The following is a 25,393-nucleotide window of genomic DNA, read 5'->3' as shown; positions in this document are numbered from 1 at the left end:
GATTGCCTCTTGTCTCGTGGGCTCGGAGATGTGTATAAGAGACAGGCCTGGGCGGCGCCGGGGGCCGCCGGTGCGCCACTCGCAGCCGCGGCGGGAGGCGAGGCCGGGGCGGCCTGCTGGGCGGCCGGCGGTGCGACGGCTTCCTTAAGGGAGCCCGTGGGAAGGCCGAAGCGCTGCAGGGCACCCGCCAACAGGACGAGCCCGAGCAGCACGATCAAGATCTTCAGCCAGGCCGCCATAGTTACGCCTTTTTCGCCCCTGTCGCCGTTTGACGCGCTATCCCTAGCGCATTCCGCCTCGCCGCGGCTATAGCCACCTCGATCTATTCCCTGCGGAATCGCCGGCGCGAAGGCCGCATTGACCCGCTCCTTCGGCGGTGCAACAACGGCGGCATGGCTGATCTTCGTTCGATTTGCGTCTATTGCGGCTCCGGGCACGGTGGCGACCCGGCCTTCACCGATGCAGCCGTCGCGCTGGGCGCCGCGATCGCCCGCGCGGGCATCCGGCTCGTCTATGGCGGGGGCAATGTGGGGCTGATGGGCACCGTCGCCCGCGCCGCCCTGGACCATGGCGGCCATGTGTGCGGCATCATCCCGGAGTTTCTGCGCCAGCGCGAGCTGATGATCGCCGATGCCCAGGAACTGGTCGTCGTTCCGGACATGCACACCCGCAAGCGGCTCATGTTCGAGCGGGCAGACGCCTTCGTGGCGCTACCGGGCGGCGTGGGCACGCTGGAAGAGGTGGTCGAGCAGATGACCTGGGCCCAGCTCGGGCAGCACCGCAAGCCGATCCTTCTGGCCAACGTGCTGGGCTTCTGGGACCCGCTCCTGTCCCTGCTGGAGCACATGAAGCAGACCGGCTTCATCCGGGCGGGGTTCGAGGTGAACTACCTCGTCGCCGACAGCGTCGACGCCATCGTGCCGCGGCTGCGCGAGGCGCTGCGGCCGGCCACCGACGCCGAGGTCGAAGGCCTCGTGGAAGACAAGTTCTGAGTGGAAGACAAGTTCTGAAACGCGAAAAGGCGGCCGGCGTGATGCCGACCGCCTTTCGCCACCGTCGTCCGATTACGGACGCGGCGCCGTCGTCGTGGTTCCGGTCGTGTCCGGCGCGGCCGGAGCCGGGGCGACCGGGGTGGCCGGCCGGGGGCTCGGAGCCGCCGTCGAGGCGGTGCTCGACGTGGAGGTGTTGGCTGCGCCGGTGTGCGTATCGGCGTTGTCGTAGCCGCGCCAAACGAAGAAGACGATGGCTACGACTGCGAGAACGCCGACGATCGCCCCGATCACGCCGGTATTGCTGGGGTTCCGTGTGTATGTTCCAGGCCGGTCGGCCGTCGAACGATAGTCTTCGTCCACGGGACGACGGTTCAGATCGTTCGGTTCGTATGTCATGATCTCGCTCCAGGTCTCGAACTCGTTCCAGGTCTCGGCGAACTGCCGGATGAACGCGTCGATGCCCGCTTCGTTCCCGCCGTCGCGCTTTCTCCCATGACGATTGGCGGGGCCCGGCGCTATGGACGGCTTCCCGACCCGCTGCGATAGTCGGCCCCACAAAACAATGGGGAGGAGCACTTCATGAAGACGATCCAAGTCCTGATCCTGGCGGCCGCCGTGGCTCTTCCGGGCGCGGCCCTGGCCCAGGCGGCCAAGCCGGCCGGCAAGGCCGGGGCGAGCTACACGGTGAAGGTGTCGAACGGGCGCACCGTGGCGGTCTCGTCGCTGTCGTTCGTGCCCCAGGGCGAAGCGACCGGTCCCAACCTGCTGAAGAAGCCGCTGGAGCCGGGCAAGTCGATCTCGCTCGTGGTGAAGGCCAAGAAGGGACAGTGTCTCTTCGACGTCGCGGGGGGCTATGACGACGAGGCCGAGATCACCGGATCCGGCCTGAACCTGTGCAAGGACAAGACGCTGGCGCTGGTGGACTAGCGCCGTCGCGCGCGCCCCCCTGACGGGCCCTCAGGCGGGCGCGCCCTTCTTCACCAGCCGGTACACGATGCTGTCGGTCAGCGCCTGGAACGAGGCGTCGATGATGTTGGCCGACACGCCGACGGTGGTCCAGCGATCACCCTCGTCGTCGCCGCTCTCGATCAGCACGCGGGTCACCGCGTCCGATCCGCCCTGGAAGATGCGGACCTTGAAGTCCAGAAGGTGCAGCGGCGCGATGTAGTGCTGGTACTTGCCGAGATCCTTGCGCAGCGCGACGTCGAGCGCGTTCACGGGACCGTTTCCTTCGGCGGCGGAAATCAGCACCTCGTCGCCGACGCGCACCTTCACGATCGCCTCGGCGACCGTGACGAGCTCTCCGACGGCGTTGTAGCGCCGCTCGACGTTCACCTTGAAGCGCTCGACCGAGAAGAACTCGGGCACTTCGCCCATCACCCTGCGGGCGAGCAGGAAGAAGGAGGCGTCGGCGCCCTCGTAGGCGTAGCCCATCGCCTCGCGTTCCTTCACCTCGTCGAGCAGGCGCGCGATGCGCGGATCGTCGCGATGGACCGAGACGCCCAGGCGCTCCAGCTCGGCGATCACGTTCGACTTGCCGGCCTGGTCGGAAACCAGGACCAGCCGCCGGTTGCCGACCGCCTCGGGGGGCACGTGCTCGTAGGTGCGCGGGTCCTTGAGCACCGCCGAGGCATGAATGCCCGCCTTGGTCGCGAAGGCCGACGCGCCGACATAGGGCCGGTGCCTGTCCGGCGCGCGGTTCAGGAGTTCGTCGAGCGCCCGGGACACGGAGGTGAGCGAGGACAGGCCCGCGTCGTCGACGCCGATCTCGAAGGCCTCCGCATAGGCGGGCTTCAGCTTCAGCGTCGGGATCAGGGTCACGAGATTGGCGTTGCCGCAGCGCTCGCCGAGACCGTTCAGCGTGCCCTGGATCTGCCGGGCGCCGGCCCGCACCGCCGCCAGCGAGTTCGCCACCGCGTTGCCCGTGTCGTCATGGGCGTGGATGCCGATGTTGATGCCCGGCACCGCCATGGCGACGACGCCCACGATCTGCTCGACCTCGTGCGGCAGCGTCCCGCCATTGGTGTCGCACAGCACGACCCAGCGGGCGCCCGCGACGTGGGCCGTGCGGGCGCAGGCCAGCGCATAGTCGGCGTTCGCCTTGAACCCGTCGAAGAAGTGCTCGCAATCCACCATCACCTCGCGGCCGCGCGCCAGCGCCGCCGCCACGCTGTCCTGGATGCCTTCGAGGTTTTCCTCGAGGGTGCAGCCCAGCGCCACGTGCACGTGATAGTCCCAGGCCTTCGCGACGTAGCAGATGGCGTCGCAGTCGGCGTCCAGCAGCGCCGCCACGCCCGGATCGTTGGCGGCGGAGCGCCCTGCCCTCTTGGTCATCCCGAAGGCCGTGAACCGGGCCCGGGACGTCGCCTTCTTCTCGAAGAAGGTGGTGTCCAGCGGATTGGCGCCGGGATAGCCCCCCTCGACATAGTCGATGCCGAGCCTGTCGAGCATCCCCGCGATCTGGCGCTTGTCGTCCAGCGAGAAGTCCACGCCCGTGGTCTGGGCGCCGTCGCGCAAGGTCGTGTCGAAGAGATAGAGGCGTTCACGCGACATCGGGGGCGCTCACAGCAGGCCGTAGATCCGCAGCGCGACGAGCACCGCGAACGCGAGGAGGACGATCTTGATGGCGACGAGCCAGACGAGGCGGCGCGGCGACCACGGGCTTTCGGTCAACGCGACCTCCCGCAAGGCGCCGGGCGGCGGGCGTCCACCCTCGAAGAGACCGCGCTCATCGCGCGATCTCCCAGGTGGTGGTGCCGTCCTTGTTGTCCTTCACCGCCACGCCGAGCTCGGTGAGTTCGCCACGGATCCGGTCGGAGGCAGCCCAGTCCTTGGCGAGCCGCGCGGCCTTGCGCTCCGCCAGCAGGGCCTCGACCCGGGCGGCGTCGACGGTGGCACCGCCCCCGCGACGCCGGGCGTCGTAGCCCGCGATCTCGTCGCGGGTCGCCGAGAAGCCCAGCAGGCGCAGCGAGCCGGCCAGGACGGCGGGATCCGACAGCTGGTGCAGCCGGGCGATGGCGGCCGGGAGGTTCAGGTCGTCCTCCAGGGCCTCCAGCACGCCAGGATCGGGCGCCGCGGGGACGACGTCGTGCGCACGCCACCGCAGCAGCGTGGACTCCGCCTCCTCGGCCGCCTTCACCGTCCAGTCGATCGGCTGGCGATACTGGGTGCGCAGCATGGCGAGCCTGAGCACCTCGCCGTGCCAGGCGCGGCCGCCGAAGCGGTCGCTCTCCAGGAGCTCGCGGATGGTGAAGAAGTTGCCGAGCGACTTCGACATCTTCTCGCCTTCCACCTGCAGGAAGCCGTTGTGCATCCAGACATTGGCCATGACCGCGTGGCCGAAGGCGCAGCGGGACTGGGCGATCTCGTTCTCGTGGTGCGGGAACACGAGGTCGATGCCGCCGCCGTGGATGTCGAACACCTCGCCGAGGTGCTTCCAGCTCATGGCCGAGCATTCGATGTGCCAGCCGGGTCGGCCGCGACCCCAGGGCGAGATCCACCCCGGCTCCTCGTCCGACGACGGCTTCCAGAGCACGAAGTCCATGGGGTCACGCTTGTAGGGCGCCACGTCGACGCGCGCGCCGGCTTCCATCTCGTCCAGCGAGCGGCGCGAGAGGCGTCCGTAGTCGGGCATCGAGGGCACGTTGAACAGCACGTGGCCTTCCGCCGGGTAGGCGTGGCCGGTGGCGATCAACCGCTCGATGATGTCGATCATCTCCGAGATGTGCTCGGTGGCGCGCGGCTCCACCGTCGGCGGCAGGCTGCCGAGCGCCGCGATGTCCTGCCGGAAGATGACGGCCGTGCCCTCGGTGAGCTCGCGGATCGCCTTGTTGAGCGGCACGCCGGGGAAGTCGCGGGCGGCGCGTTCGTTGATCTTGTCGTCCACGTCGGTGATGTTGCGGACATAGGTGACGTGAGCGTCGCCATAGACGTGCCGAAGCAGGCGGAACAGCACGTCGAAGACGATCACCGGCCGCGCATTGCCGATATGGGCAAAGTCATAGACCGTCGGGCCGCAGACATAGAGGCGCACATTCGCGGGATCGAGGGGGACGAAGTCCTCCTTGCGGCGCGTGAGCGTGTTGTAAAGCTTCAACGGCATGGTTCCACCCTCGCCAGGCTGGCTAGGGGCACCGCTCCGATTGATGTTCAGAACAGGATGGCTCCAGCCAGCGGTGACGCTAGCTGCAAATGAGCGAAATTCGCGTGAACGTGATCGCGGCGGCCATCATGCGGCAAGCCAATACAGCGAGCGTCGGCTGCGTCAAGTCCCGCGTTACGCCGAACCGTGCCAGCCGGTCGTCCGAAGCCTCATCCCAAAGGCGTGTGGCCGGGGCCACACAGCCCCCCGAGGAATGTCCCGGAACGGTACGAACCAGTTGCCCCGCCGTAACGTTGGGCTTAACAGCCACGCCTCTCGTCTCCGGTGTGCGGCATCGCACATCGCCCGGGCGAGAGTTCGATTAACCCAATCGTTACAGTTGAACGAATAAATCGTTCAGCATCGTCCAAGCTCCTATCGGAACCCCGCCATGTCCTTGCGCACGCTCATTCTGACCCTCGCTGCCAGCGCCTTCGTCGCCGGTGCCGTCGGCTCGGCCAGTGCGGCGGACAGGCAGTTCATCCTGCCGGCCAACGACGGCTACGGCATCGCGGATTGCCTGGCGGAAGGCGGCACCTGCGCGCGCATGGTGGCCGACGCCTGGTGCGCGGCCCAGGGCATGGGCAAGGCCCTCGCCTACGGGCGCGCCGACGCCGCGGACGTGACGGCGTCGGTGAGCAGCTCCCGCAACGCGCCGGCCTACACCGTCACCTGCAACGAGTGACGGCAGGCCGGACCGTCAGCCGGCGCCATCACCGGCTAACGAAGTCGGCGCACTTGGCCACGTCCGCCGTCGCGCCCCAGGGCATCATCGGCACCGCCGAGGTCGAGTTCTTCGGCGAACCCTCGATGACCCGATCCGAATACACCAGATAGACCAGGACGTTGCGCTTCTCGTCGCAGCCGCGGACGATCTGCATCTTCTTGAAGAAGAGCGATCGCGACTGCCGGAACACGACGGTGCCCTGCTCGAACTTTTCCTTGATGCGGATGGGGCCGACCTGGCGGCAGGCGAGCGACACGTCCGAGACCTCCTCGGCCACGCCGAGCATGCCCTTCACCCCGCCCCGCTCGGGTGCGGTGAAGTAACAGGCCACGCCCTCGACGCCCGGATCGTCGATGGCATAGGTGACGAGCTTGTCGTCCGGCGTCAGCATCTTCCAGACGGTGGATTTCTTGAAGATGACGTCCGGATCGTCGGCGGCGCGGGCCGGCGAAGCGGCCATGGCCGACAGGCCGATCAGGGCGGTGGCCGCGAGCGCGCGGATGGTGGTTCCACGGTTCATGCTGCCACGGGTGGTCCTGCCACCGGTGGTCCTGCCAGGGATGGTCATGCGGATCATTCCGTCCTCCTCGTCGCCGGACATATGGCAATCCACGCGTGCAATCTCCAGAGCATGGCGGCAATGCCATGGTTGACGATCTCTGGAGGCGGACGGCTCGGCCCGCCGCTTGGCCTTAAGCAATTCCCCAACTCTCCGTTGTATCAAATACGACCGAACTGATTGTTCTGGCTTTTCCGGCTTGGCGGGGGTCACGGGTGCAGAAACTCGGCCGAGTGGCCTTGTCATGGCTTGGCAGCCTGAAGCACGGGACCACGATCCTGGGCCTGGGCATCATCGTCCTCGTCTGGACCGCCATCGGCTTCCATCTCCGCAACGAGGAACTACGGGCGCGCAGCGCGGCGGTTCAGAACGCGGGCAATCTCGTGGAGGCCTTCGAGGAGCACACGATCCGCGCCGTCAAGGAGATCGACAAGACGATCCTCTTCCTGCGCACCGCCTTCGAACAAAGCCCCGAGACATTCGATCTCGGCCTCTACGCGCGCTCCAACAGCGCGCTGAGCGACCTCACCGTCCAGATCGCCCTCATCGGCCCCGACGGCATGATGATGGCCAGCAACGTGCAGGGGTCGAACTCCAGGGTCGACCTGTCCGACCGCGAGCACTTCCGGGTCCACGTCGGGACGAGCGACGACGTGCTGTTCATCAGCAAGCCGGTCGTCGGACGCGCATCGGGCAAGGTGTCGATCCAGCTCACCCGGCGCATGACGCGCAACGGCGCCTTCGCGGGCGTGATCGTGGGCTCGCTCGATCCCGCGCGTCTCAACACCTTCTACGAGGCGATCGAGCTCGGCAGCGGCAGTTCCGTCATGCTGCTGGGTACGGATGGCATCGTTCGCGCGGGAACGGGCCGGCTCCCGGCCATCGGGACGGAGCTTCCGGTCGGCTCCGGCCTCCTCGACCGCGTCGCGCGGTCCGCATCGGGCTGGTTCCTGGGGACGGGCCCTGACGGAGGCGAGGACCTCGTCTCCTACACTCAGGTGAAGGACCTGCCGCTCATCGTCGCGATCTCGATCCCCACCTCCGCGCTCTACGAGGCGATCGGCACCAAGCGGCTGGCGGCCAACCTGGGCGCCGGCGTCCTGACGCTGCTGATCCTGCTGGTGATTGGGTTCTCGGCCCGGCACGAGCGCAAGCTGCGCCTGGCCCAGGCCGAGGCGGCGCGCAACGGCGAGCGGGCGATCGAGAAGTCGGAGGAACTGGGTACCACGCTCGAGCACATGAGCCAGGGCCTCATGATGATCGATCCCGAGGGCCGCGTGAGGGTTCTCAACCGACAGGCGGTCGCGCTCCTGGATCTGCCCGAGCACTTCCTGCACACGCGCCCGTTGTTCCGCGACATCCTCGCCTGGCAGTGGCAGACGGGCGAGTTCGGCAACGAAGGCGAGACGCTCGACGAAGCCGTGCGGGAGTATGTCCGCAAGGGCGGTCTCACCATGACCGTCCCGGTCTACGAGCGCACGAGGCCCAACGGCCGGGTGCTGGAGATCCGCTCCACCGCGCTCCCCGGCGGGGGAATCGTGCGGACCTACACGGACGTGACGGAGAAGACCCGCTCCGCCCAGGCGCTCGCCAAGGCCCGTGACGCGGCCGAAGCCGCGACCCGCGCGCGCTCCGCCTTCCTGGCGGTGATGAGCCACGAGATCCGCACGCCGCTCAACGGCGTGATCGGCATGGCCGACCTGCTGCTCGAGACACCCCTGAACGGGGAGCAGGCTCGCTACACGAGCACGCTGCGAACCTCCGCCGATCACCTCCTCCAGATCATCAACGACGTCCTCGACTTCTCCAAGCTCGAGGCGGACGGCACCACGTTCGAGAAGATCCCGCTGGATCTCGAGGCGACGATCGACAGCGTCGTGGAGATCATCGCTCCCCGGGCCAACGAGAAGGGCATCTTCGTCGGGGCCACGCTCGATCCCGACGTGCCCACCAACACCAAGGGCGACCCGGCGGCCCTGCGCCAGATCCTGCTCAACCTTGTGGGCAATGGCGTGAAGTTCACCAGCGAGGGCAGCGTGACGATCGCGGTCTCCCGCGAGCCGAGCCTGGACGGCGCCGAGACCGCCGGCATCCGCATTTCGGTGAAGGACACCGGGATCGGCATTCCCGAGGATTCGCTGCCCCTCCTGTTCAAGGAATTCTCCCAGGTCGACGGCACCATCTCCCGCCGCTTCGGCGGCACGGGGCTGGGGCTCGCCATCACCAAGCAGCTCGTCGAGCGCCTTGGCGGCCACGTGGGCGTCGACAGCGAGCCCGACGTCGGCAGCATCTTCTGGTTCTGCGTGCCCATGGCCCTCGAGGGCGAGGCGCGGCACGGCGCGCGGACAGGCGAGATCGTCGATCGCCGGATCCTGCTCTTGTGCGCCGACCCGGTGGTGCGCGACCACTATGCCCGCGTGCTCCGGCGCGAGGGCGCCTGGGTGGAGCAGGCCGACGGCGCCGACAGCGGCATCGGCCGGCTGCGGCGCAAGGGCGCGAAGGCCTACGACGCGGCGCTGGTGGACGATTCCGCCTCGTCCGGCGCGGCGGTGGCCTTCGGCGAGGCGGTCCGCACCAGCGTCGTGGACGCGGGACTTCCCCTCGTGCTCGTCACCGTGGCCGGGCATCGCCTCGATCCCCAGTCGCCCGAACGCATGCTGTACGACCGCGTCCTCGCCCGCCCGGTGACGCGGCGCGAGCTGGTGAGCGCGCTTCGCGACGGCGGCCCCGCCGTCGCCGCCGCACCGGCGCCGGCCGTGGCCCCCACGGTGGAGAACCGCCGCAGACGCATTCTGCTGGCCGAGGACAACGCGACGAATCGCCTGGTGATCGGCACCCAGGTCGAGAAGCTCGGCTTCTCGTGCGACACGGTCGAGAACGGCCTGCTCGCGGTCGAAGGCCTGCGCCGGGAGCGCTACGACCTCGTGCTCATGGACGTCATGATGCCCGAGATGGACGGCTACGCGGCCACGCGGGCAATCCGGGCCCTGCCCGATGCCGTGGCGGCGCGCACGCCGATCGTGGCGCTGACGGCCAACGTGTTGACCGCGGACGTGACCGCGGCCCTCAATGCGGGCATGGACGACTTCGCCACCAAGCCGATCAGCCGCGACCGGCTGGACCAGGTCATCCGCCGGGTGCTGGAGAAGGTCGCCGCCGAGACCGCGCCGGCGCGCGGGACGGCACGGCCGGAGGGCACGGGCGACTTCGACCGGGGCGCCCTCGCCGTGCTGATGGACGAGATCGAGCCAGACAACGTCCGCCAGATCATCGAGGTGTTCGTGGAGGACACCAAGGCGCGCCTGGCCGCCATGCCCAAGCTGATCGACGATCCGGTGCGGATTTCGCGCGAGGCCCACGCGATCAAGTCGGCGGCGGCGACCTTCGGCATGATCGGCGTGTCGGCCCGCGCGGCGGCCCTGGAGCAGGATGCCACCCGCCTCGAACCCCGTGCGATCGAAGCCTCCGTCGATGCTCTCAACGAGGCGTTCGACGACGCGCGCCGTCACCTGATGAGCGCCTGATGCCGCACTCGATCGGCCCTGACACCGCGCACGCCGCTCCGCCGCTCGGCCGGCCGCTGCTGATCGTGGACGACGACCGGACCCAGCGCCTGCTGCTCGCCCAGGTGGCGCAGCGCTGCGGCTTCGTCGTCGACATGGCGGCCAGCGTGGCGGAGGCCGTGGACCTCATCGACCAGCGCGACCACGCCACGGTGATCCTGGACCTGTCGCTCGGCGAGGGCGACGGCGTCGAGGTGCTGCGGCACTTGGCGGCCGCGGGCCGGCATCCGTCCGTGCTGGTGATCTCGGGTTTCGACGAGCGCATCCGTGACGCCGCCGTGCGCTTCGCCATGACGGTCGGCCTGTCGACGGTGGGCACGCTGCGCAAGCCGCTGAGCCTCGCGCAGGTGCGCGAGCACCTGCTCAAGGCGAGCGAGGACAGGCCCGGGCACGAGCGGCGCCCCGGCATCGCCGCGCACGTCACGGCCGACGACGTCGCGCTCGCCATCGAGGCCGGCGAGATCCGGCCCGTCTACCAGCCGAAGGTGCACCTGGCGACCGGGCGCCTGGCGGGTGTCGAGGCGCTGGCCCGCTGGAACAGCCCGCGCCACGGCGTGGTGCCGCCCGACGTGTTCGTCGGGGTGGCGGAGCAGGCGGGCCTGGCGACGGCGCTGACCCGCGCCATGCTGCGCGCCGCAGTGCGGGACGCGGCGACGTGGGAGCCGGCTTCGACCGGCATCGGGCTCGCTGTGAACGTGCCGCCCTTCGCGCTGGACGACCTCGCCTGGCCGGACCACGTGGAGGCGGAACTGGCCGCCAACGGCGTTCCGCCCGGCGTGCTCACCCTGGAGGTCACCGAATCCACCCTCATGGCGGACTTCGTGCGGGCCAGCGACATTCTGACACGGCTGCGCATCAAGGGGGTGGCGCTGGCGCTCGACGACTTCGGCACCGGCTATTCCTCGCTGCTGTCGCTGCTGCGGCTGCCCTTCAGCGAGCTCAAGCTCGACCGGTCCTTCGTCCAGCGCTGCGACGAGGACCCCTACGCGCTGAAGATCGTGCGGGCGATGCTGTCGCTTGCCCGTGAATTCGGCATGTCGACCGTGGCGGAAGGCATCGAGAGCCAGCCGGTGGCCGACCTCCTGCGCGAGTGCGGCTGCGACCTCGGACAGGGCTATTTCTTCAGCCGGCCGATCTCGCTGGTGGAACTCCAGGCCATGATCGGGCGTCAACGGGCGGCATAGCAACTCCCGGTTGCTCACATCAACACGCACACGACCCGCATCGCCACGCTCGCCGAATCCACGGGATTTCCGTAGTTTCGGCACGATTGCAGGGCAGCATCCGGTTTGGGGTCCGCAGGAGACAGCATGAAGCGTTCGGTCATGGCGATCGCGGTGATCGCCGGGGCACTGGTGGCCTCGGCGACGGCCGCGTTGTCGCAGAGCGCCTATTGCGAGCGCCTGCGGGCCGACATCGCAGCCCTCGACCGCGCGCCCGGCGCCAGCGGCGGCGCGGATGCGGTGCGCCAGCAGCGGGCCGAGCTCGACCGCACCGTGGCCTATGCCCGCTCCATCGGCTGCCAGCGCCAGCGTTTCCTCATCTTCGGCGAGCCGCCCCCGGCACAGTGCGGCAGCCTGGAAGCCCAGATCAACCGCATGGAGTCCAACCTCGCGGCGCTCGAGGGGCAGCGCGACCGCTATGGCATGGGCGCCGTGGGCCAGCAGCGCGCCGCGCTGATGCAGGCCTTCGACGCCAATTGCCGCGGCCTGCCCCCCTCCCCCGCCTCGGCCCGCAACCCGGGCTTCCTGGAGCGGCTCTTCGGCCCCGACGACGAAGACCCGGTGACCTCCCTGGAGCCTCCGGCGCCGGTCGAAGGCTTCGGCTCGGGCACCTATCGCACGCTTTGCGTGCGCAAATGCGATGGCTACTACTTCCCCATCAGCAACAGCACGACGCGGGCCCGTTTCGACACCGACTCGAGCCTGTGCCAGGCCTCCTGCCCCAATGCCGAGGTGGAGCTGTTCCTGCAGCCGGCCAACCAGGACGCGAACGCGGCCGTGGCGCTGGACGGCACCTCCTACACCTCGCTGCCCAACGCCTTCCGCTACCGCAAGGCTCTCGACCCCGGCTGCACCTGCCGCCGCCCCGGCCAGAGCTGGGCCGAGGCGCTCGCCGACGCGGAGCGCATGCTCGCCGACCGCCGCGGCGCCGGCGACATCATCGTGACCGAGGAAAAAGCCCAGGAGCTGTCGCGCCCGAAGGAGCCGACGGCACCGGCCGCGGCGAAGGGCAAAGCCGCGCCCGCGCCGAAGCCGAAGGCCCCCGCTGCACAGGCAACGCCGCCGCGGAATGCGCGGGCAGGTGTGCCGGGGCAGTAGGCGGGAGGCTGTCAGTGTGCGTGTGGTGGAGACCACCGTCTGCCCGACGGGCGCCTCCGAGACCACCCGGTCGAGCCCGTCGGCGCTGACGGTGGTGCGCTGCACGGCGCGGATGGTGCCGTCCGGGTTCAGCGCGGTGACGGTGGTGGCGCTGGAGCCGTCGGCGAGCGCCTCGTAGCGCTGGCTCTGGTCGGCCTTGCCGTCGCCGTCCCGGTCGAGATCCACGATCTCGAGCGCGCCGGCATTGTACCGCGCCGTTGTGATCGAGCCGCGCAGCGCGCCCTGGCGGTCGTAGAAGCGCACGGCGGTGACGCGCCCGCCCGCGGTCGTGGTGTCGCTCGCCGTCTGCCGGCGGTCGACGAGGCCGTCGCCGTCGTCGTCGAAGCTCGTGCTGGTCTCGCTGCCGTCGGCCGAGGTCACGGACACGATCTGCGACACCAGGGTGCCGTCCACGGCCCGCGCGGTCAACGTGTCCGTGCGCCGCCCGTCGGCGCCGGTCACCGAGGTCTTGTCCGCCCGCCAGCCGTCGGCATCCGACACGAAGGAGGCATCCGCCGCCGTGCCGGTGGAGCCGTCGGCGTGGGTGAAGCTGCTGCGGCCCTCGATGGTGGAGCCGTCCGCATAGCGGCGCGGGGCGCCGTCGGTCACCAGATCGATGGAGACGATGCCGAGCTCGGCCAGCGTCTTCGCCTGGCCGTCGACCACCACCCGGAAATCGGCAAAGCGCGCGTCGCCCGCGTCCAGCTTTCCGTTGTGATTGGTGTCGAACACGCTGCGCAGCGCCTTCATGTCGCTGCCGGCGCCCGGATCCCAATCCGTGAAGATGATCTCGCGGCGCTCTGAGATCTTGCCGTCGCCGTCGGCGTCGATGGCCAGCACGCCGTCGCCCTTGCCGACCCAGGCGGTGCGGTGCTGGAGACCATCGCCCGCCATGTCGTAGGTCATCGTCGAGGCGTCGCGCTGGACGATCGACAGGCCGTCGCCGTCGAGGTCGAGGATGACGGGTTCGTCGTCGCTTGTGCTGCCTGAGTTGCCCGTGTCGCCAGTTTCGCTCGAAGTGCCTGTCTCAGCCGGTCCGAGACCGCCAGGGTCCATTCCGGGATCGAAGCCGGGGCTCGCGGGACCAAGCCCGCCGGGATCCATGCCCGGGTCAAAGCCGGGGTCAGTCGTGCCGGGTGTGCCCGGATCGGCCGGGCCGAGTCCACCAGGATCCATGCCGGGGTCGAAGCCAGGATCGGTTGTGCCGGGTCCAGCGGGACCAAGGCCACCGGGGTCCATCCCGGGGTCAAAGCCGGGATCGGCGGGACCAGTGGGACCAGCGCCAAAGCCGGTCACACCGTCCAGATCACGGCCGCGATCGAAGGGGTCGGGTGCAGTCGGAGATGGGGCGCCAGCGTCGTCGTATTGGGAGCCAACCCCACCTTGCCCACGGTTGGGCGAAAGGCCCCCATAGCCGACGTTCTGCGTGTCGTCTGGTATGTCGTCGGACTTGAAGCTTGGGCCGTAAGGGGTCGGCTCGGGCTCAATTTGCTCGGGAGGTGTCAGTTCGGGTGGTAGCGACGGGTCCGGGCCCCAATTTGAACGATCCCGCGCCGCTTGATCGTTTATGTTTCTCGATGCGTTTTCTCGATTGGCAGGCGCCTCCGGACTGTTGGCCCTGTTGCCGGGCGAGGCGCGATCGGCAGCCAATGCGTTCTGAGCGGCGTAATCAGGCTCATCTACATCGGTTGGGCTTGATTTCATTACCTCATAGCCAGCAATAAACCCTGCGAGTCCCGGAACACCTCGCACGGCGTTTGATATAAGCGAGCCAAACAACTCGTTTGTGGTTACACGGCCCGCAAGTGCCGCTCCCCATTCCGCCCAAGCTGCAGGAGCGGCCAGCCTGCCCGTCGCTTGACCGGCGATAGTGCCGGCGACCGTTCCGCTCGGATCAAAATCTTCATCGGCGGCCGCTTTGCCGGATTTTGAGACCGCTTGGCGTCCCGCCATGGATGCACCGCGGTCAACCAAGAAATCAAAGACGGCACTCATTCTTTACTTCCTCAAGAAATAAACAATGACCATCGTTATCAGCATAAGGCACAGCAAAAACACGCCATAGCCGTAAAGTACTGCGGCAAGTCCCATTGCGAATACAGCCAATGAGCCGAGTGTCTCAAAAATCTTCTGAATTAGCCGCTTCTGCATTTAAGATCAAGTCGAACGGAAACGATGTTGAGACAACATAATCCGATTATGGCTAGCATTATTGAGAAAAACTCAAACGCCGTCTAGCTCGCCAGAGTTGTGATCAGAAAGGAATCATTACCGACCGTCGAAGAAAATGCATTACAATTCCTCAAGATTATGCGCGCCCGTTGATTAGTTTCGGGAAAGCGCAGGTCGCCGCAACAGTACCATTTCACCGTTTCGCTCTGCCAGCTGCGCCGGCTGCCGTTGGCGTTGAACACCTCGGTGGTGCGGGTGACGGCGCCCGCGGCGTCCTTCGCCTGGGTGGCGAGGATGCGGGTGGACGTGTGGTCGGCGCCCGCCTCGTCGAGCAGGGTCTCGGTGCTCATCCCGTTGGCGGACGAGAGCGTGGTCGTGCGTCCCAGCAGTGTGGCATTGCCCGAGCGGGTCGTCACGACCGAGCGGATCCTGCCATCGGCGTCCGTCGTCAGGACGGACTCCTGGACCAGATCCGGCTGGCCAGACCCGTCGCGGTCCGCCGAGACGGTCTTGGTGCGCCCGTCGGCCGAGGTCACGGTGACGGAGCCCGCCCGCAGCGTGCCGTCGGTGTTCGTCACCGTCGCCGTGTCGGTGCGCGTGCCGTCTGCGGCGTAGCGCGTGGGCGTTCGCGTGGTGGAGACCACCGTCTGCCCGACGGGCGCCTCCGTGACCACCCGGTCGAGCCCGTCGGCGCTGACGGTGGTGCGCTGCACGGCGCGGATGGTGCCGTCCGGGTTCAGCGCGGTGACGGTGGTGGCGCTGGAGCCGTCGGCGAGCGCCTCGTAGCGCTGGCTCTGGTCGGCCTTGCCGTCGCCGTCCCGGTCGAGATCCACGATCTCGAGCGCGCCGGCATTGTACCGCGCCGTTGTGATCGAGCCGCGCAGCGCGCCCTGGCGGTCGTAGAAGCGCACGGCGGTGACGCGCCCGCCCGCGGTCGTGGTGTCGCTCGCCGTCTGCCGGCGGTCGACGAGGCCGTCGCCGTCGTCGTCGAAGCTCGTGCTGGTCTCGCTGCCGTCGGCCGAGGTCACGGACACGATCTGCGACACCAGGGTGCCGTCCACGGCCCGCGCGGTCAACGTGTCCGTGCGCCGCCCGTCGGCGCCGGTCACCGAGGTCTTGTCCGCCCGCCAGCCGTCGGCATCCGACACGAAGGAGGCATCCGCCGCCGTGCCGGTGGAGCCGTCGGCGTGGGTGAAGCTGCTGCGGCCCTCGATGGTGGAGCCGTCCGCATAGCGGCGCGGGGCGCCGTCGGTCACCAGATCGATGGAGACGATGCCGAGCTCGGCCAGCGTCTTCGCCTGGCCGTCGACCACCACCCGGAAATCGGCAAAGCGCGCGTCGCCCGCGTCCAGCTTTCCGTTGTGATTGGTGTCGAACACGCTGCGCAGCGCCTTCATGTCGCTGCCGGCGCCCGGATCCCAATCCGTGAAGATGATCTCGCGGCGCTCTGAGATCTTGCCGTCGCCGTCGGCGTCGATGGCCAGCACGCCGTCGCCCTTGCCAACCCAGGCGGTGCGGTGCTGCAGCCCGTCCCCCGCCATGTCGTAGGTCGTTGTCGAGGCGTCGCGCTGGACGATCGACAGGCCGTCGCCGTCGAGGTCGAGAATGACGGGGACGCCGACGTAATCGTTGCTTTCCGTCGGCGACGTCGGCGTGACCTCTTGCGGCTGCGTGCCCGTGCCGGGCTCCTCCGGCCTGGCATCGAATGGACCTGGGTCTGGTCCGGACCTGTATCCTGAAGGCGTGTAGCCGGGCTCGATATCGAAAGGTCCCGGGTTCGGCCCTGCGTGGTAGCCCGTTCCAGGCGTACCTGATGGTGCGCCCCCGGTCCCTCCACCGGACCTCCCACCCGATTGTCCCGAACCACCTTGGCCCGGAGTGCCCGGGTCCGGTTGGCCGGGCGCGTCTCCTGGCTGCCAACCTCCGTAAGGGTCTCCGCCGCCCTCTGCTCCGCCCCACGTTTGTGTGCCAAAAGATGATTGTAACTGCGCTGACAGACGTTGACATTCGCGCTCTGCCGCGGCTCTTGCGGCGGCTTCATCGGCCTGGCGGATTCCGTTGGCTGCAGCGGCCATTGCGTTCTGTTCGGAGTCTCGGCGATCTGCCTCGGTCTTTTGAGCACCGAGCCATGCGCCAAGCAGAGCAGCGTCCGCGGCGGACCGCGCCGTTCCGACATTTGACGCTTCCGTAGACAACGCTTCCGCGCTGGCCTTTGCTGAGCGAGCCCCGTCCATCGCAGCTTGGGCGCCGGCGCTCAATGATGAGCCCGTGTTCGAGCGTGACTGGGGAGCTCCCGGACGTCCGAGGTTCGCAGGGCGCTCAGGCGGGAGAGGAATCCCGGGCGCCGGCTGTGGGCCCAGCCCATTTTTTTGCCTGATGCTCTCGATCGTCTGCTTGTCGAGAAGCTGGTTGCCGCGGCCGACAGCGCCCATCAAAGTGCCGTAGTGCGACGGAGCTTGAAGGCCTAAGACATCTAGGAGGGCCTGAATAACAGAATTGCTGTTCGACGGCGCCCTGAATCCCGAGTTCAACCCTGGCAGCTCGTAAGGGGCATTTTGCCGATTGATCGCATCGATCGCGTCTTTCAGCGCGCCAAGTACGGCACCCAGATCTTTCATCTGGCCATTGCCGATGACCTCTGGAACAGAGATTGCATTGCCTGATTTCTGGCCGGAAAAATTATAGAAACCCTGTATTTTGTCCCCGAAGATCGAAGATCCTATACTCTTGCCCCGACCCGACGCATCTGTAGCAAGACCCTCAAATGTGGCAATCGTTCGGCCGAATTCATCGACGACGGAGATCACACCGTGAACAGCAACACCTAATGAACGTTCCGAATATTCGATGCTATACTCAGCCATGGACTATGCCTTGATTTTTATGGTGTTGATTTCGGATGCAGCTGTTGTGATTCGAATACTATATTGCACGACCTGGTAATCGTAAGAAAAAATTGCATAATACCTAAACGAGTACAGTATCGAACAGTCTAAGCGCGGGCCCGGAAGGCAGTTGAAGCCTATGCTTTCCAAATACTGTCTTGGGCTTATCAATCGTTTCGCCGCCTCATTCGCGACGACCATATTGCAGTTCGTCCTCAGGCTCTTCACACACGTGAAAAGATCAGGATCGAGCCTTTGGGGGTATTCATCCTGGACTAACGACCCACATGCCTGTAGTGAATGCATCATAACAGCGGCAATTAGCAGGCTTAGAATTTTTCTTTCCATAGATACCCTGTCTCTTGCTTCGCTTTGCTAATATCACCAGTCTTGGTCTGTACATTTAATCGACACGACGGGTCCGCATGGCTGCAATTCCGTTCATCTGCCCGGGTGAGCGCAAAGCTCAGCTGATCAAAACGAAAATAAAGCTCTGAAAGCTATTTACGACCTTAGAACTAATGTCAGCTCGCATCACACTCTTTGTCCAGCGAAAAAAATATTATAATATACAGCAATAAATACTATTGCCTGTACTGTTTCTATGACTGTAAGTCTAAGTCGCTCTTTCGCATCCCAGAATGGTAAATTTGTGAACCAATAGATCCACCATTTAGTACGCCGTACAAAAAGTACATGCGTGATGTGTATCTCCACGGTTAATGTTTTTACAAATTGAACTTGTACAATACCGCCGCCAACTGTATCCGTTTCCATTCGGCTGATTGTAAACCAGAGGCCGACCTTGTCTAGCGCACGAAGCGCGCGTTGCAACTGGCCATGATTGAGAATTGGTAATCAACTACACTTCAATGCTGCAAAGCTGCTCGAGCTTTCAATGACACAACCTTCGATACGTCATTGATTCCGTGTCCCGCCCCTGTGCCGAGGACCTGGCCACACTGCCCTAGCCCGTCACACCACGAGCCGTCGCCTCAACAAAACGTCGCCCGCCGCGGCATCCTGGCCCTCGTCAACAGCATCCTCACCAACGCCAACGTCCGCATGCCATGCCGCAGATCGGCTCGGATGCGCCCCATTATTGTGCTCGCCCACCGCGGCCCGACAGGATGATCGATCAGACTTGGCGCGCCTGATTCCGTGACGAGAAATGGTGAGGCTTCCAGCACCAGTGTGCCGGGCGGGGCGTCGCGGAAGAGGCGCGTGTCGATGAGCTGGTCGAAGACCGCGAAGTGGGGTTGGAGCTTCCGCGCGGCTGGCCGGTGCAGAATGTAGCCCACGGCGCAGTAGGAGGGGGCCAGCGGGAAGACGATGCGGGTCTCGCCCCGGCGGTCCCATTCGAGGGCGAGGCGCCGCCGGCGGGGTGGTGCGCCGCCGATCTTGAACACGTCGAAGGCGAGATCCTCGATCAGCCGGGCGTCGCTGACGACGTCGACGAACGGCTAGCCCAGGGTGGCATCGTCCTCCAAAACGCAGAGGTAGGGCGTGTCATCCTCCTCCATCCACGCGCTGATGACGCGGAAGTGGCTGAGGTCGCAGGCGAGTTCGGCGTCGCTCATGCCGGGCATGGCTTTGTGGGTTTGCCTGAAACTGGCGAGTTCCTGGGCGCTGAGCGCGGCCGCGTCAATGCCATCGTAGAACCGGAACGGGATGCGCAAGCTTGCGAGTTGCGCCGCGACGGCGCTGCGCCGGGCTGTCGCGCGGGTCAGGCTGATGACGCGGATGGAGAGATGCGAGAAGGCGTGCACGCGGGGCCAGGTGGTCGTCCGGAAGACGCCATGGTCGGCCGGGCTGGCCGCGGGATCTACGAACCGGGGATTGTAAAATTTGGGTTGGGATGTCGCTCGGGACTACGGACGAGCCAAGGGCGTTTGAAGGATTCTGCGTCCTTCGACTCGGCCGCTACGCGGCCGGCTCAGGATGAGGGAGATGGAGGCGAGAGATATGTACAAACTCTCAGGATGAAGTCGATGGGAGCGGGCAAAAAACGATAGATTTGAACGCTCTCACATTAAAGGCGTTGGGAGGTACTCAGCCCACCAACCGCCGCATCACCCCCTCGCGCCCGATCATCGGCAGCAGCGCCTTCAGCTCAGGCCCGTGCTCTACGCCGGTGAGCGCCAGGCGCAGCGGCATGAACAGGGACTTGCCCTTGCGGCCGGTGGCCTGCTTTACGGCCTCGATCCACGCGCCCCAGGTGTCCTGCGTCCAGGGCTCGGGCGGCAGCACGGCGGCGGCCTGCGCCAGGAAGGCGGCATCCTCCGGGGAAGGCGCGGGCAGCGACGGATCTCCGGCCACCACCTCCCACCACGTCGCCGCATCGGCAACGCGGGCGAGGTTGCCCCGCACCGCAAGCCAGAACGCCTCGCCGCCGGCAATGCCCAGCGCTGTGAGGCGTGCCTCGACGGCGTCGTAGGGAAGGCCGTGCACCGTGCGGGCGTTGAGGTTCGCGAGTTCGGCCTCGTCGAAGCGCGCCGGGGCGCGGGAGAGGCGGGCGAGGTCGACGAGGCCGGCGAGTTCGTCGAGGCTCGCCACGGGGCGCACGGCCTCGGCCGAGCCCACGAGCACGGAAAGCGCGGCGACCGCGAGGGGCTCGAGGCCGTCCTCGCGCAGGGCGCCGATGGAGAGGTGGCCGGAGCGCTTGGAGAGGCCCTCCCCGCTCGCCGTGGTGAGCAGGTTGTGGTGGCCGAAGGCGGGCAGCGGCTTGCCGTTGGCCAGGGCTTCAAAGATCTGGATCTGCACGCCGGTGTTGGTGACGTGGTCCTCGCCGCGGATCACGTCGGTGATGTCGAGCGCGATGTCGTCGACCACCGAGGGCAGCGTGTAGAGGTAGCTGCCGTCCTCGCGCACCAGCACGGGGTCGGAGAGCGAGGCACAGTCGACCGTGCATGGGCCGCGGACGAGATCGTCCCAGGCCACCACCGTGCGGTCGAGCAGGAAGCGCCAGTGCGGGCGGCGGCCCTCGGCCTCCAGGGCGGCCTTTTCGTCGGCGGTGAGGCTCAGGGCGGCGCGGTCGTAGATGGGCGGAAGGTGGCGGGCCGCCTGGCGCTTGCGCCGGCGCTCGAGCTCGTCCTCGGTCTCGTAGCAGGGATAGAGGCGACCCATGGCCTTGAGCTTTTCGGCCGCGGCGTCGTAGAGCGCCGTGCGGTCGGACTGGCGCACCACGACGTCCGGCGGAATGCCGAGCCACACCAGGTCCTCGCGGATCGAGCGGGCGAAATCGTCGCGCGAGCGCAGCACGTCGGTGTCGTCGAAGCGCAAGATGAACCGGCCGCCGTGCTTGCGGGCATAGAGCGCGTTGAGCACGGCCACGCGGGCGTTGCCGATGTGGATGCGCCCCGTGGGGGACGGGGCGAAGCGGACGATGGGAAGGGGACCAGCGCTCATCTCATCGGCACTCCTGGTCCAGACCCATGCGCCCATCCCTCAGCACGTCCTGCCCGGGCTTGGCCTGGGCATCCACGACTTTGCCGATATCATCCTCAAGTCGTGGGTGGCCGGGCCGAGCCCGGCCATGACGGTGGAGAGAGAGAGCGTGCATTCCGGGCCCCTCAAAAATCCACCACGTCCGTTGACGACTTGGCCGCTCCCGGCCCCATCACGCTCGCGTCGGGTGCGCGCAGCGGGCCGCCGGGGTCGCGGAAGCGGTTGACGATGGGGTAGCGGCGGTCGCGGCCGAAGTTCTTCTCCGTCACCTTCACGCCCGGCGCCGACTGGCGGCGCTTGTATTCGGCGAGATAGAGCAGGCGCTCCACCTTCTTCACCGTGGCGACATCGATCCCCCGTGCGACGAGGTCGGAGACGCGGCTTTCGTGTTCCACGAGGCCCTCGAGGATGGCGTCGAGCACGTCGTAGGGCGGAAGCGAGTCCTGGTCGGTCTGGTTCTCGCGCAGCTCCGCGCTCGGCGGGCGCTCGATGATGGAGCGCGGCACCACCTCGCCGTCAGGCCCCTTGGCGATCGCCGGCTTCCAGCGGTTGCGCAGCTCGCAGAGGCGGAACACCTGCGTCTTGTAGATGTCCTTGATGGGATTGAAGCCGCCGTTCATGTCGCCGTAGAGCGTGGCGTAGCCCACCGACATCTCCGACTTGTTCCCGGTGGTGACGACCATGGGGCCGAACTTGTTGGAGACCGACATCAGGATCGTGCCGCGCACGCGGCTCTGCAGGTTCTCCTCCGTCACGTCAGGCGCGCGGCCGGCAAAGAGCGGGGCCAGCGCGGCCTCCATGGCCTCCACCGGGCCGCCGATCGGCACGACGTCGTAGCGCACGCCCAGCGCATCTGCGCAGGCCCTGGCGTCGTCGAGGCTGCGCTGCGCCGTGTAGCGGTAGGGCAGCATGATGCAGTGGACTTTCTCCGGCCCCAGCGCATCGACCGCCATGGCGGCACAGAGCGCGGAGTCGATGCCGCCCGAGAGGCCGAGCACCACGCCGGGAAAGCGGTTCTTCTCGACATAGTGGCGCAGGCCCAGCACGCAGGCGGCGTAGTCGCCCGCGTCGCCCTCGTCGAGCAGGGCCTTCGGGCCTTCGGCGCAACGCCAGCCGTCCGCCGTGCGGGTCCACTGCGTGACCAGCACCGCCTCCTCGAAGGCCGGCATCTGCACGGCGAGCGACCCGTCGGGATTGACCACGAAGGAGGCGCCGTCGAAGACGAGTTCGTCCTGGCCGCAGACCTGGTTGAGATAGACGAGCGGCAGGCCCGTCTCCGTCACGCGCGACACCGCGATGTTGACGCGCAGGTCGTTCTTGTCGCGCCAGTAGGGCGAGCCGTTGGGCACCAGCAGGATCTCGCCGCCCGTCTCGGCCAGGCACTCGACGACGGCGTCGGTCCAGATGTCCTCGCAGATCGGCACGCCGAAGCGCACGCCGCGCACCGAGACGGGGCCTGGCAGCGGGCCGGGCACGAAGACGCGCTTTTCGTCGAAGACGCCGTAATTGGGCAGGTCCACCTTGAAGCGCACCGCCTCGATGCGCCCGCCGTCCAGGACGGCGAAGGCGTTGTAGAGCTTGCCGCCCTCCACCCAGGGCAGGCCGACCAGGATCGCCGGGCCGCCGTCCGCCGTCTCGCGGGCCAGCTCCTCGGCCGCGGTGCGGCAGGCTTCCTGGAAGGCCGGCTTCAGCACGAGGTCCTCCGGCGGATAGCCGGCGAGAAACAGCTCGGGCAGCATCAGGATGTCCGCGCCCTTCGCCGCGGCGGCGGCACGGGCCGCGCGCACCTTCGCGGCGTTGCCCTCCACGTCGCCCACGGTGGGGTCGAGCTGGGCGAGAGCAATGGCGATCTTGTCGGGAGCTGCGGTCATGACGGGCCCTTTCGCGTCATCGGGGTTTAGCGCGCCCATGGGTGCCGGACAATGTTGACGGGCGCGGGCCGGATCCGCGATCGGCGACCCCGCGGGGCGCGAGGGGCGACGGGCGGCCCGGCGCCCCAACCTGAAACTGCGGAAAGCGAATGCACAATTTGCAGTTTAACCCGGCGTTAGGGTTACCGATCTACAAACGGCAGCATCGCAATTCGAAGCGGAGGCCCATCCGGTGCCTTCGCCGGCCAGCAGGTAGAGGCCCATGCCGATGCGTCGCGCCCTTCTCGCCACCACCGCCGCCGGGATCGTCCTCGGCGCCCTCGCCGCGCAGGCAGCCGACTACAGCGGGCGCCGGGCCTCCTATCCGCCCAGCGCCACGGTGCCGGTGGAAGACTTCAACTGGGGTGGGCTCTACGGCGGCATCCATGCCGGCATCACCAACGGCGACTTCCGGATGGGCAACGTGGCCCAGGAAATGGCCGACAACGCCTATTCCAACCACATCGCCAACGACCTTGCGACCAGCATCGCCCGGCTCACGACCTCGGGCTCCGACCAGCAGACGCATTTCGGCGGCTTCCTGGGCTACAACTGGCTGTGGGAAGACGTCGTGGTCGGCCTCGAGTTCGACTACACCCACATGAAGGACAAGCTGCAGTTTTCCGACACCTATTCGGACGGACGGCGGCGGGATCGGGGCCTGTTCTCCGACAACATCAACTATACGGCTTCGGCCCGGTCCAAGCTGGGTGATTTCGGCATCCTCAAGCTGCGCATGGGTTATCCCATCGGCCGCTTCCTGCCCTACGTCACCGCCGGCATGGTGGTCGGCAAGCAGCGCGTGTCGGGGACCTATACCAGCACCTACACCGAATACACGCTCGACGCGGCGACCGGTGCCATCACCGGCATCAACGCGGGTCCGACGGCTCGCAATGCCAGCATCGGCAAGGCCGGCTACAACCTCGGCGGCGCCTTCGGCGCGGGCCTGGACGTCGCCGTCATCGACAACCTGTTCCTGCGCGCCGAATACCAGTGGATCGGCATGACCGACTACCGCGGCGCCCGCACCACGGCGAACTCGTTCCGGCTCGGCGCGGGCGTGAAGTACTGACGCTGCACGCCTCTTCCCATAGCAAAAGGGCCGGGCTTTCGCCCGGCCCTTTTCGTTTCACTCGGCCGCTTCGACGACGGGCCGGCCCCGGGCGTTCTTCTGCTTCTTGAGCAGTTCGGCCACCAGGAACGCCATCTCCAGCGCCTGCTCGGCATTGAGCCGCGGGTCGCAATGGGTGTGGTAGCGGTCCTGCAGCTCGGCATCGGAGATGGCGCGGGCGCCGCCCGTGCACTCCGTGACGTTCTTGCCGGTCATCTCGAGATGGATGCCGCCGGCGTGCGTACCCTCCGCCGAGTGCACCCCAAAAAAGTCCTTCACCTCGGAGAGGATCAGGTCGAACGGACGGGTCTTGTAGCCCGAGCCGGCCTTCACCGTGTTGCCGTGCATCGGGTCGCAGGACCACACCACGGTCCGGCCCTCGCGCTGCACCTGGCGCACCAGGCCCGGCAGGTGGTCGCCGATCTTCTCGGCGCCGAAGCGGGCGATGAGCGTCAGGCGGCCGGGCTCGTTGCCCGGGTTGAGGACGTCGATCAGTCGGATCAGTTCTTCCGGCTTCAGCGACGGGCCGCACTTCAGGCCGATGGGGTTCTTGATGCCCCGGCAATACTCGACATGCGCGTGATCGAGCTGGCGCGTGCGGTCGCCGATCCAGATCATGTGGCCCGACGTGCCGTACCAGTCGCCCGTGGTCGAGTCGACGCGGGTCATGGCCTGCTCGAAGCCGAGCAGCAGGGCCTCGTGCGAGGTGTAGAAATCCGTCGCGCGCAGTTCCTGGTGGGCTTCGGCGTCGAGGCCGATGGCCCGCATGAAGTCGAGCGTCTCGGTGATGCGGTCGGAGAGCTCCTGGTAGCGGCCCGACTGCGGGCTGTCCTTGACGAAGCCCAGCATCCAGCGATGCGCGTTCTCCAGGTTGGCATAGCCGCCCGTGGCGAAGGCGCGCAGCAGGTTCAGCGTCGCCGCCGACTGCCGGTAGGCGTCGACCTGGCGCTGCGGGTCCGGGATGCGGGCCTCCGGCGTGAAGTCGATGCCGTTGATGATGTCGCCGCGGTAGGACGGCAGCTCGACACCGCCGATCGTCTCGGTCGGGGCCGAGCGCGGCTTGGCGAACTGGCCCGCGACGCGGCCCACCTTCACCACCGGCGACGAGCCGGCGAAGGTCAGCACCACGGCCATCTGCAGGAACAGGCGGAAGAAGTCGCGGATGTTGTCGGCGGAGTGCTCGGCGAAGGACTCGGCGCAGTCGCCGCCCTGGAGCAGGAAAGCCTCGCCGGCCGAAACCTTGGCCAGCGCCCGCTTCAGCTTGCGCGCCTCACCTGCAAAAACGAGCGGCGGAAAGCCTGCGAGCTGGGCCTCGACGGCCTTCAGGGCCCCGAGATCGGGATAGACCGGCACCTGCTGGATCGGCTTGTCACGCCAGCTCGTCGGTGTCCAACGCTCGCTCATCACGCTTCCCCCAATGTCCCGCTCCACGCTCCCCGCGGCGGGCTCACCTCCATGATCGGAAGCGCGCCTTATACAGAACAAGACGGCCGAGAGCCAGCCACACGGGGCGCGATGTCGCC

The 25,393-nt window shown here is 67.3% G+C and carries 20 protein-coding genes; 10 read left to right on the top strand and 10 right to left on the bottom strand.

What is annotated here, in order from left to right; translation table 11 throughout:
• Nucleotides 1-392 precede the first annotated feature (392 nt).
• Nucleotides 393-992 (top strand): TIGR00730 family Rossman fold protein, encoded by a 600-nt coding sequence (locus tag Q0Q47_RS22815; RefSeq protein ID WP_293865258.1) that lies wholly within the window; start codon nucleotides 393-395, stop codon nucleotides 990-992.
• Nucleotides 993-1,064: 72 nt separating this feature from the next.
• Here Q0Q47_RS22815 and Q0Q47_RS22810 read toward each other — a convergent pair whose 3' ends face one another.
• On the bottom strand, nucleotides 1,065-1,586 hold the full coding sequence (locus Q0Q47_RS22810) for a hypothetical protein (RefSeq protein WP_293865255.1): 522 nt from the start codon (nucleotides 1,584-1,586) through the stop codon (nucleotides 1,065-1,067).
• Between Q0Q47_RS22810 and Q0Q47_RS22805 the strand changes: the two genes are divergently transcribed.
• Nucleotides 1,572-1,919, top strand: a complete 348-nt coding sequence (locus Q0Q47_RS22805; protein WP_293865253.1) for a hypothetical protein — start codon at nucleotides 1,572-1,574, stop codon at nucleotides 1,917-1,919. The two genes, Q0Q47_RS22810 and Q0Q47_RS22805, sit on opposite strands and share 15 nt — an antisense overlap.
• Nucleotides 1,920-1,949: 30 nt before the next feature.
• Here the strand turns inward: Q0Q47_RS22805 and cimA are convergent, their stop codons facing one another.
• Nucleotides 1,950-3,545, bottom strand: coding sequence for a citramalate synthase (gene cimA, locus Q0Q47_RS22800; RefSeq protein ID WP_293865251.1), 1,596 nt, complete (start codon nucleotides 3,543-3,545; stop codon nucleotides 1,950-1,952).
• Between the two features lie 175 nt (nucleotides 3,546-3,720).
• Complete coding sequence (gene cysS, locus Q0Q47_RS22795; RefSeq protein WP_293865249.1) at nucleotides 3,721-5,094, bottom strand: cysteine--tRNA ligase; 1,374 nt, start codon at nucleotides 5,092-5,094, stop codon at nucleotides 3,721-3,723.
• A gap of 430 nt (nucleotides 5,095-5,524) precedes the next feature.
• Here cysS and Q0Q47_RS22790 point away from each other — a divergent pair, with 430 nt between their 5' ends.
• Entirely contained in the window at nucleotides 5,525-5,818 is a 294-nt protein-coding gene (locus Q0Q47_RS22790; RefSeq protein ID WP_293865247.1) for a hypothetical protein, read from the top strand.
• A 28-nt stretch (nucleotides 5,819-5,846) separates the two neighbouring features.
• On the opposite strand, the gene Q0Q47_RS22785 is transcribed toward Q0Q47_RS22790, so the two are convergent.
• A complete protein-coding gene (locus tag Q0Q47_RS22785; protein WP_293865273.1) occupies nucleotides 5,847-6,380 on the bottom strand; it encodes a CreA family protein in 534 nt (177 codons plus the stop codon).
• Between the two features lie 278 nt (nucleotides 6,381-6,658).
• On the opposite strand from Q0Q47_RS22785, the gene Q0Q47_RS22780 reads away from it, so the two are divergent.
• The 6 genes from Q0Q47_RS22780 to Q0Q47_RS22755 all read left to right on the top strand — a co-directional run bounded on the left by Q0Q47_RS22780 (nucleotide 6,659) and on the right by Q0Q47_RS22755 (nucleotide 13,146).
• Complete coding sequence (locus Q0Q47_RS22780) at nucleotides 6,659-9,943, top strand: ATP-binding protein (RefSeq protein WP_293865245.1); 3,285 nt, start codon at nucleotides 6,659-6,661, stop codon at nucleotides 9,941-9,943.
• On the top strand, nucleotides 9,943-11,166 hold the full coding sequence (locus tag Q0Q47_RS22775; RefSeq protein WP_293865243.1) for an EAL domain-containing protein: 1,224 nt from the start codon (nucleotides 9,943-9,945) through the stop codon (nucleotides 11,164-11,166). The genes Q0Q47_RS22780 and Q0Q47_RS22775 overlap by 1 nt, the downstream gene beginning before the upstream one ends.
• A 126-nt stretch (nucleotides 11,167-11,292) precedes the next feature.
• A complete protein-coding gene (locus tag Q0Q47_RS22770) occupies nucleotides 11,293-12,303 on the top strand; it encodes a DUF2865 domain-containing protein (RefSeq protein ID WP_293865241.1) in 1,011 nt (336 codons plus the stop codon).
• Nucleotides 12,304-12,325: 22 nt separating this feature from the next.
• The gene (locus Q0Q47_RS22765) at nucleotides 12,326-12,481 is read left to right on the top strand and encodes a hypothetical protein (RefSeq protein ID WP_293865239.1); all 156 of its coding nucleotides are present in this window, start codon (nucleotides 12,326-12,328) and stop codon (nucleotides 12,479-12,481) included.
• Nucleotides 12,482-12,610: 129 nt separating this feature from the next.
• Nucleotides 12,611-12,928, top strand: a complete 318-nt coding sequence (locus Q0Q47_RS22760; RefSeq protein WP_293865237.1) for a hypothetical protein — start codon at nucleotides 12,611-12,613, stop codon at nucleotides 12,926-12,928.
• Nucleotides 12,883-13,146: a hypothetical protein gene (locus Q0Q47_RS22755; protein WP_293865235.1), complete on the top strand. Its 264-nt coding sequence runs from the start codon at nucleotides 12,883-12,885 to the stop codon at nucleotides 13,144-13,146. The genes Q0Q47_RS22760 and Q0Q47_RS22755 overlap by 46 nt, the downstream gene beginning before the upstream one ends.
• Nucleotides 13,147-14,576: 1,430 nt before the next feature.
• Here the strand turns inward: Q0Q47_RS22755 and Q0Q47_RS22750 are convergent.
• The 5 genes from Q0Q47_RS22750 to Q0Q47_RS22730 form a co-directional block, all read right to left on the bottom strand.
• Nucleotides 14,577-17,378: a hypothetical protein gene (locus tag Q0Q47_RS22750; protein ID WP_293865233.1), complete on the bottom strand. Its 2,802-nt coding sequence runs from the start codon at nucleotides 17,376-17,378 to the stop codon at nucleotides 14,577-14,579.
• A 1,016-nt stretch (nucleotides 17,379-18,394) separates the two neighbouring features.
• On the bottom strand, nucleotides 18,395-18,808 hold the full coding sequence (locus Q0Q47_RS22745; RefSeq protein WP_293865231.1) for a hypothetical protein: 414 nt from the start codon (nucleotides 18,806-18,808) through the stop codon (nucleotides 18,395-18,397).
• Between the two features lie 54 nt (nucleotides 18,809-18,862).
• The gene (locus tag Q0Q47_RS22740) at nucleotides 18,863-19,168 is read right to left on the bottom strand and encodes a glycosyltransferase family 25 protein (RefSeq protein ID WP_293865229.1); all 306 of its coding nucleotides are present in this window, start codon (nucleotides 19,166-19,168) and stop codon (nucleotides 18,863-18,865) included.
• A 283-nt stretch (nucleotides 19,169-19,451) separates the two neighbouring features.
• Complete coding sequence (locus Q0Q47_RS22735) at nucleotides 19,452-20,807, bottom strand: glutamate--tRNA ligase (protein WP_293865227.1); 1,356 nt, start codon at nucleotides 20,805-20,807, stop codon at nucleotides 19,452-19,454.
• A 164-nt stretch (nucleotides 20,808-20,971) separates the two neighbouring features.
• A complete protein-coding gene (locus Q0Q47_RS22730; RefSeq protein WP_293865225.1) occupies nucleotides 20,972-22,717 on the bottom strand; it encodes an NAD+ synthase in 1,746 nt (581 codons plus the stop codon).
• A 262-nt stretch (nucleotides 22,718-22,979) separates the two neighbouring features.
• Between Q0Q47_RS22730 and Q0Q47_RS22725 the strand changes: the two genes are divergently transcribed.
• A complete protein-coding gene (locus tag Q0Q47_RS22725; RefSeq protein ID WP_293865223.1) occupies nucleotides 22,980-23,831 on the top strand; it encodes an outer membrane beta-barrel protein in 852 nt (283 codons plus the stop codon).
• Between the two features lie 57 nt (nucleotides 23,832-23,888).
• On the opposite strand, the gene Q0Q47_RS22720 is transcribed toward Q0Q47_RS22725, so the two are convergent.
• Nucleotides 23,889-25,274, bottom strand: a complete 1,386-nt coding sequence (locus Q0Q47_RS22720; protein WP_293865221.1) for a class II 3-deoxy-7-phosphoheptulonate synthase — start codon at nucleotides 25,272-25,274, stop codon at nucleotides 23,889-23,891.
• Nucleotides 25,275-25,393: the final 119 nt, after the last annotated feature.

This window comes from uncultured Alsobacter sp., assembly GCF_945952055.1.
GTDB lineage: Bacteria > Pseudomonadota > Alphaproteobacteria > Rhizobiales > Beijerinckiaceae > Alsobacter.
This window is presented reverse-complemented; position numbering and strand designations above follow the sequence as displayed.

Excerpts from the sequence above, each read along its gene's own strand:
- Q0Q47_RS22790 (WP_293865247.1), top strand. The coding sequence starts at position 5,525 with ATGTCCTTGCGCACGCTCATTCTGACCCTCGCTGCCAGCGCCTTCGTC.
- cysS (WP_293865249.1), bottom strand. The coding sequence starts at position 5,094 with ATGCCGTTGAAGCTTTACAACACGCTCACGCGCCGCAAGGAGGACTTC.
- Q0Q47_RS22770 (WP_293865241.1), top strand. The coding sequence starts at position 11,293 with ATGAAGCGTTCGGTCATGGCGATCGCGGTGATCGCCGGGGCACTGGTG.
- Q0Q47_RS22750 (WP_293865233.1), bottom strand. The coding sequence starts at position 17,378 with ATGGCTGAGTATAGCATCGAATATTCGGAACGTTCATTAGGTGTTGCT.
- cimA (WP_293865251.1), bottom strand. The coding sequence starts at position 3,545 with ATGTCGCGTGAACGCCTCTATCTCTTCGACACGACCTTGCGCGACGGC.
- Q0Q47_RS22725 (WP_293865223.1), top strand. The coding sequence starts at position 22,980 with ATGCCGATGCGTCGCGCCCTTCTCGCCACCACCGCCGCCGGGATCGTC.
- Q0Q47_RS22785 (WP_293865273.1), bottom strand. The coding sequence starts at position 6,380 with ATGAACCGTGGAACCACCATCCGCGCGCTCGCGGCCACCGCCCTGATC.
- Q0Q47_RS22730 (WP_293865225.1), bottom strand. The coding sequence starts at position 22,717 with ATGACCGCAGCTCCCGACAAGATCGCCATTGCTCTCGCCCAGCTCGAC.
- Q0Q47_RS22815 (WP_293865258.1), top strand. The coding sequence starts at position 393 with ATGGCTGATCTTCGTTCGATTTGCGTCTATTGCGGCTCCGGGCACGGT.
- Q0Q47_RS22735 (WP_293865227.1), bottom strand. The coding sequence starts at position 20,807 with ATGAGCGCTGGTCCCCTTCCCATCGTCCGCTTCGCCCCGTCCCCCACG.
- Q0Q47_RS22775 (WP_293865243.1), top strand. The coding sequence starts at position 9,943 with ATGCCGCACTCGATCGGCCCTGACACCGCGCACGCCGCTCCGCCGCTC.
- Q0Q47_RS22805 (WP_293865253.1), top strand. The coding sequence starts at position 1,572 with ATGAAGACGATCCAAGTCCTGATCCTGGCGGCCGCCGTGGCTCTTCCG.
- Q0Q47_RS22720 (WP_293865221.1), bottom strand. The coding sequence starts at position 25,274 with ATGAGCGAGCGTTGGACACCGACGAGCTGGCGTGACAAGCCGATCCAG.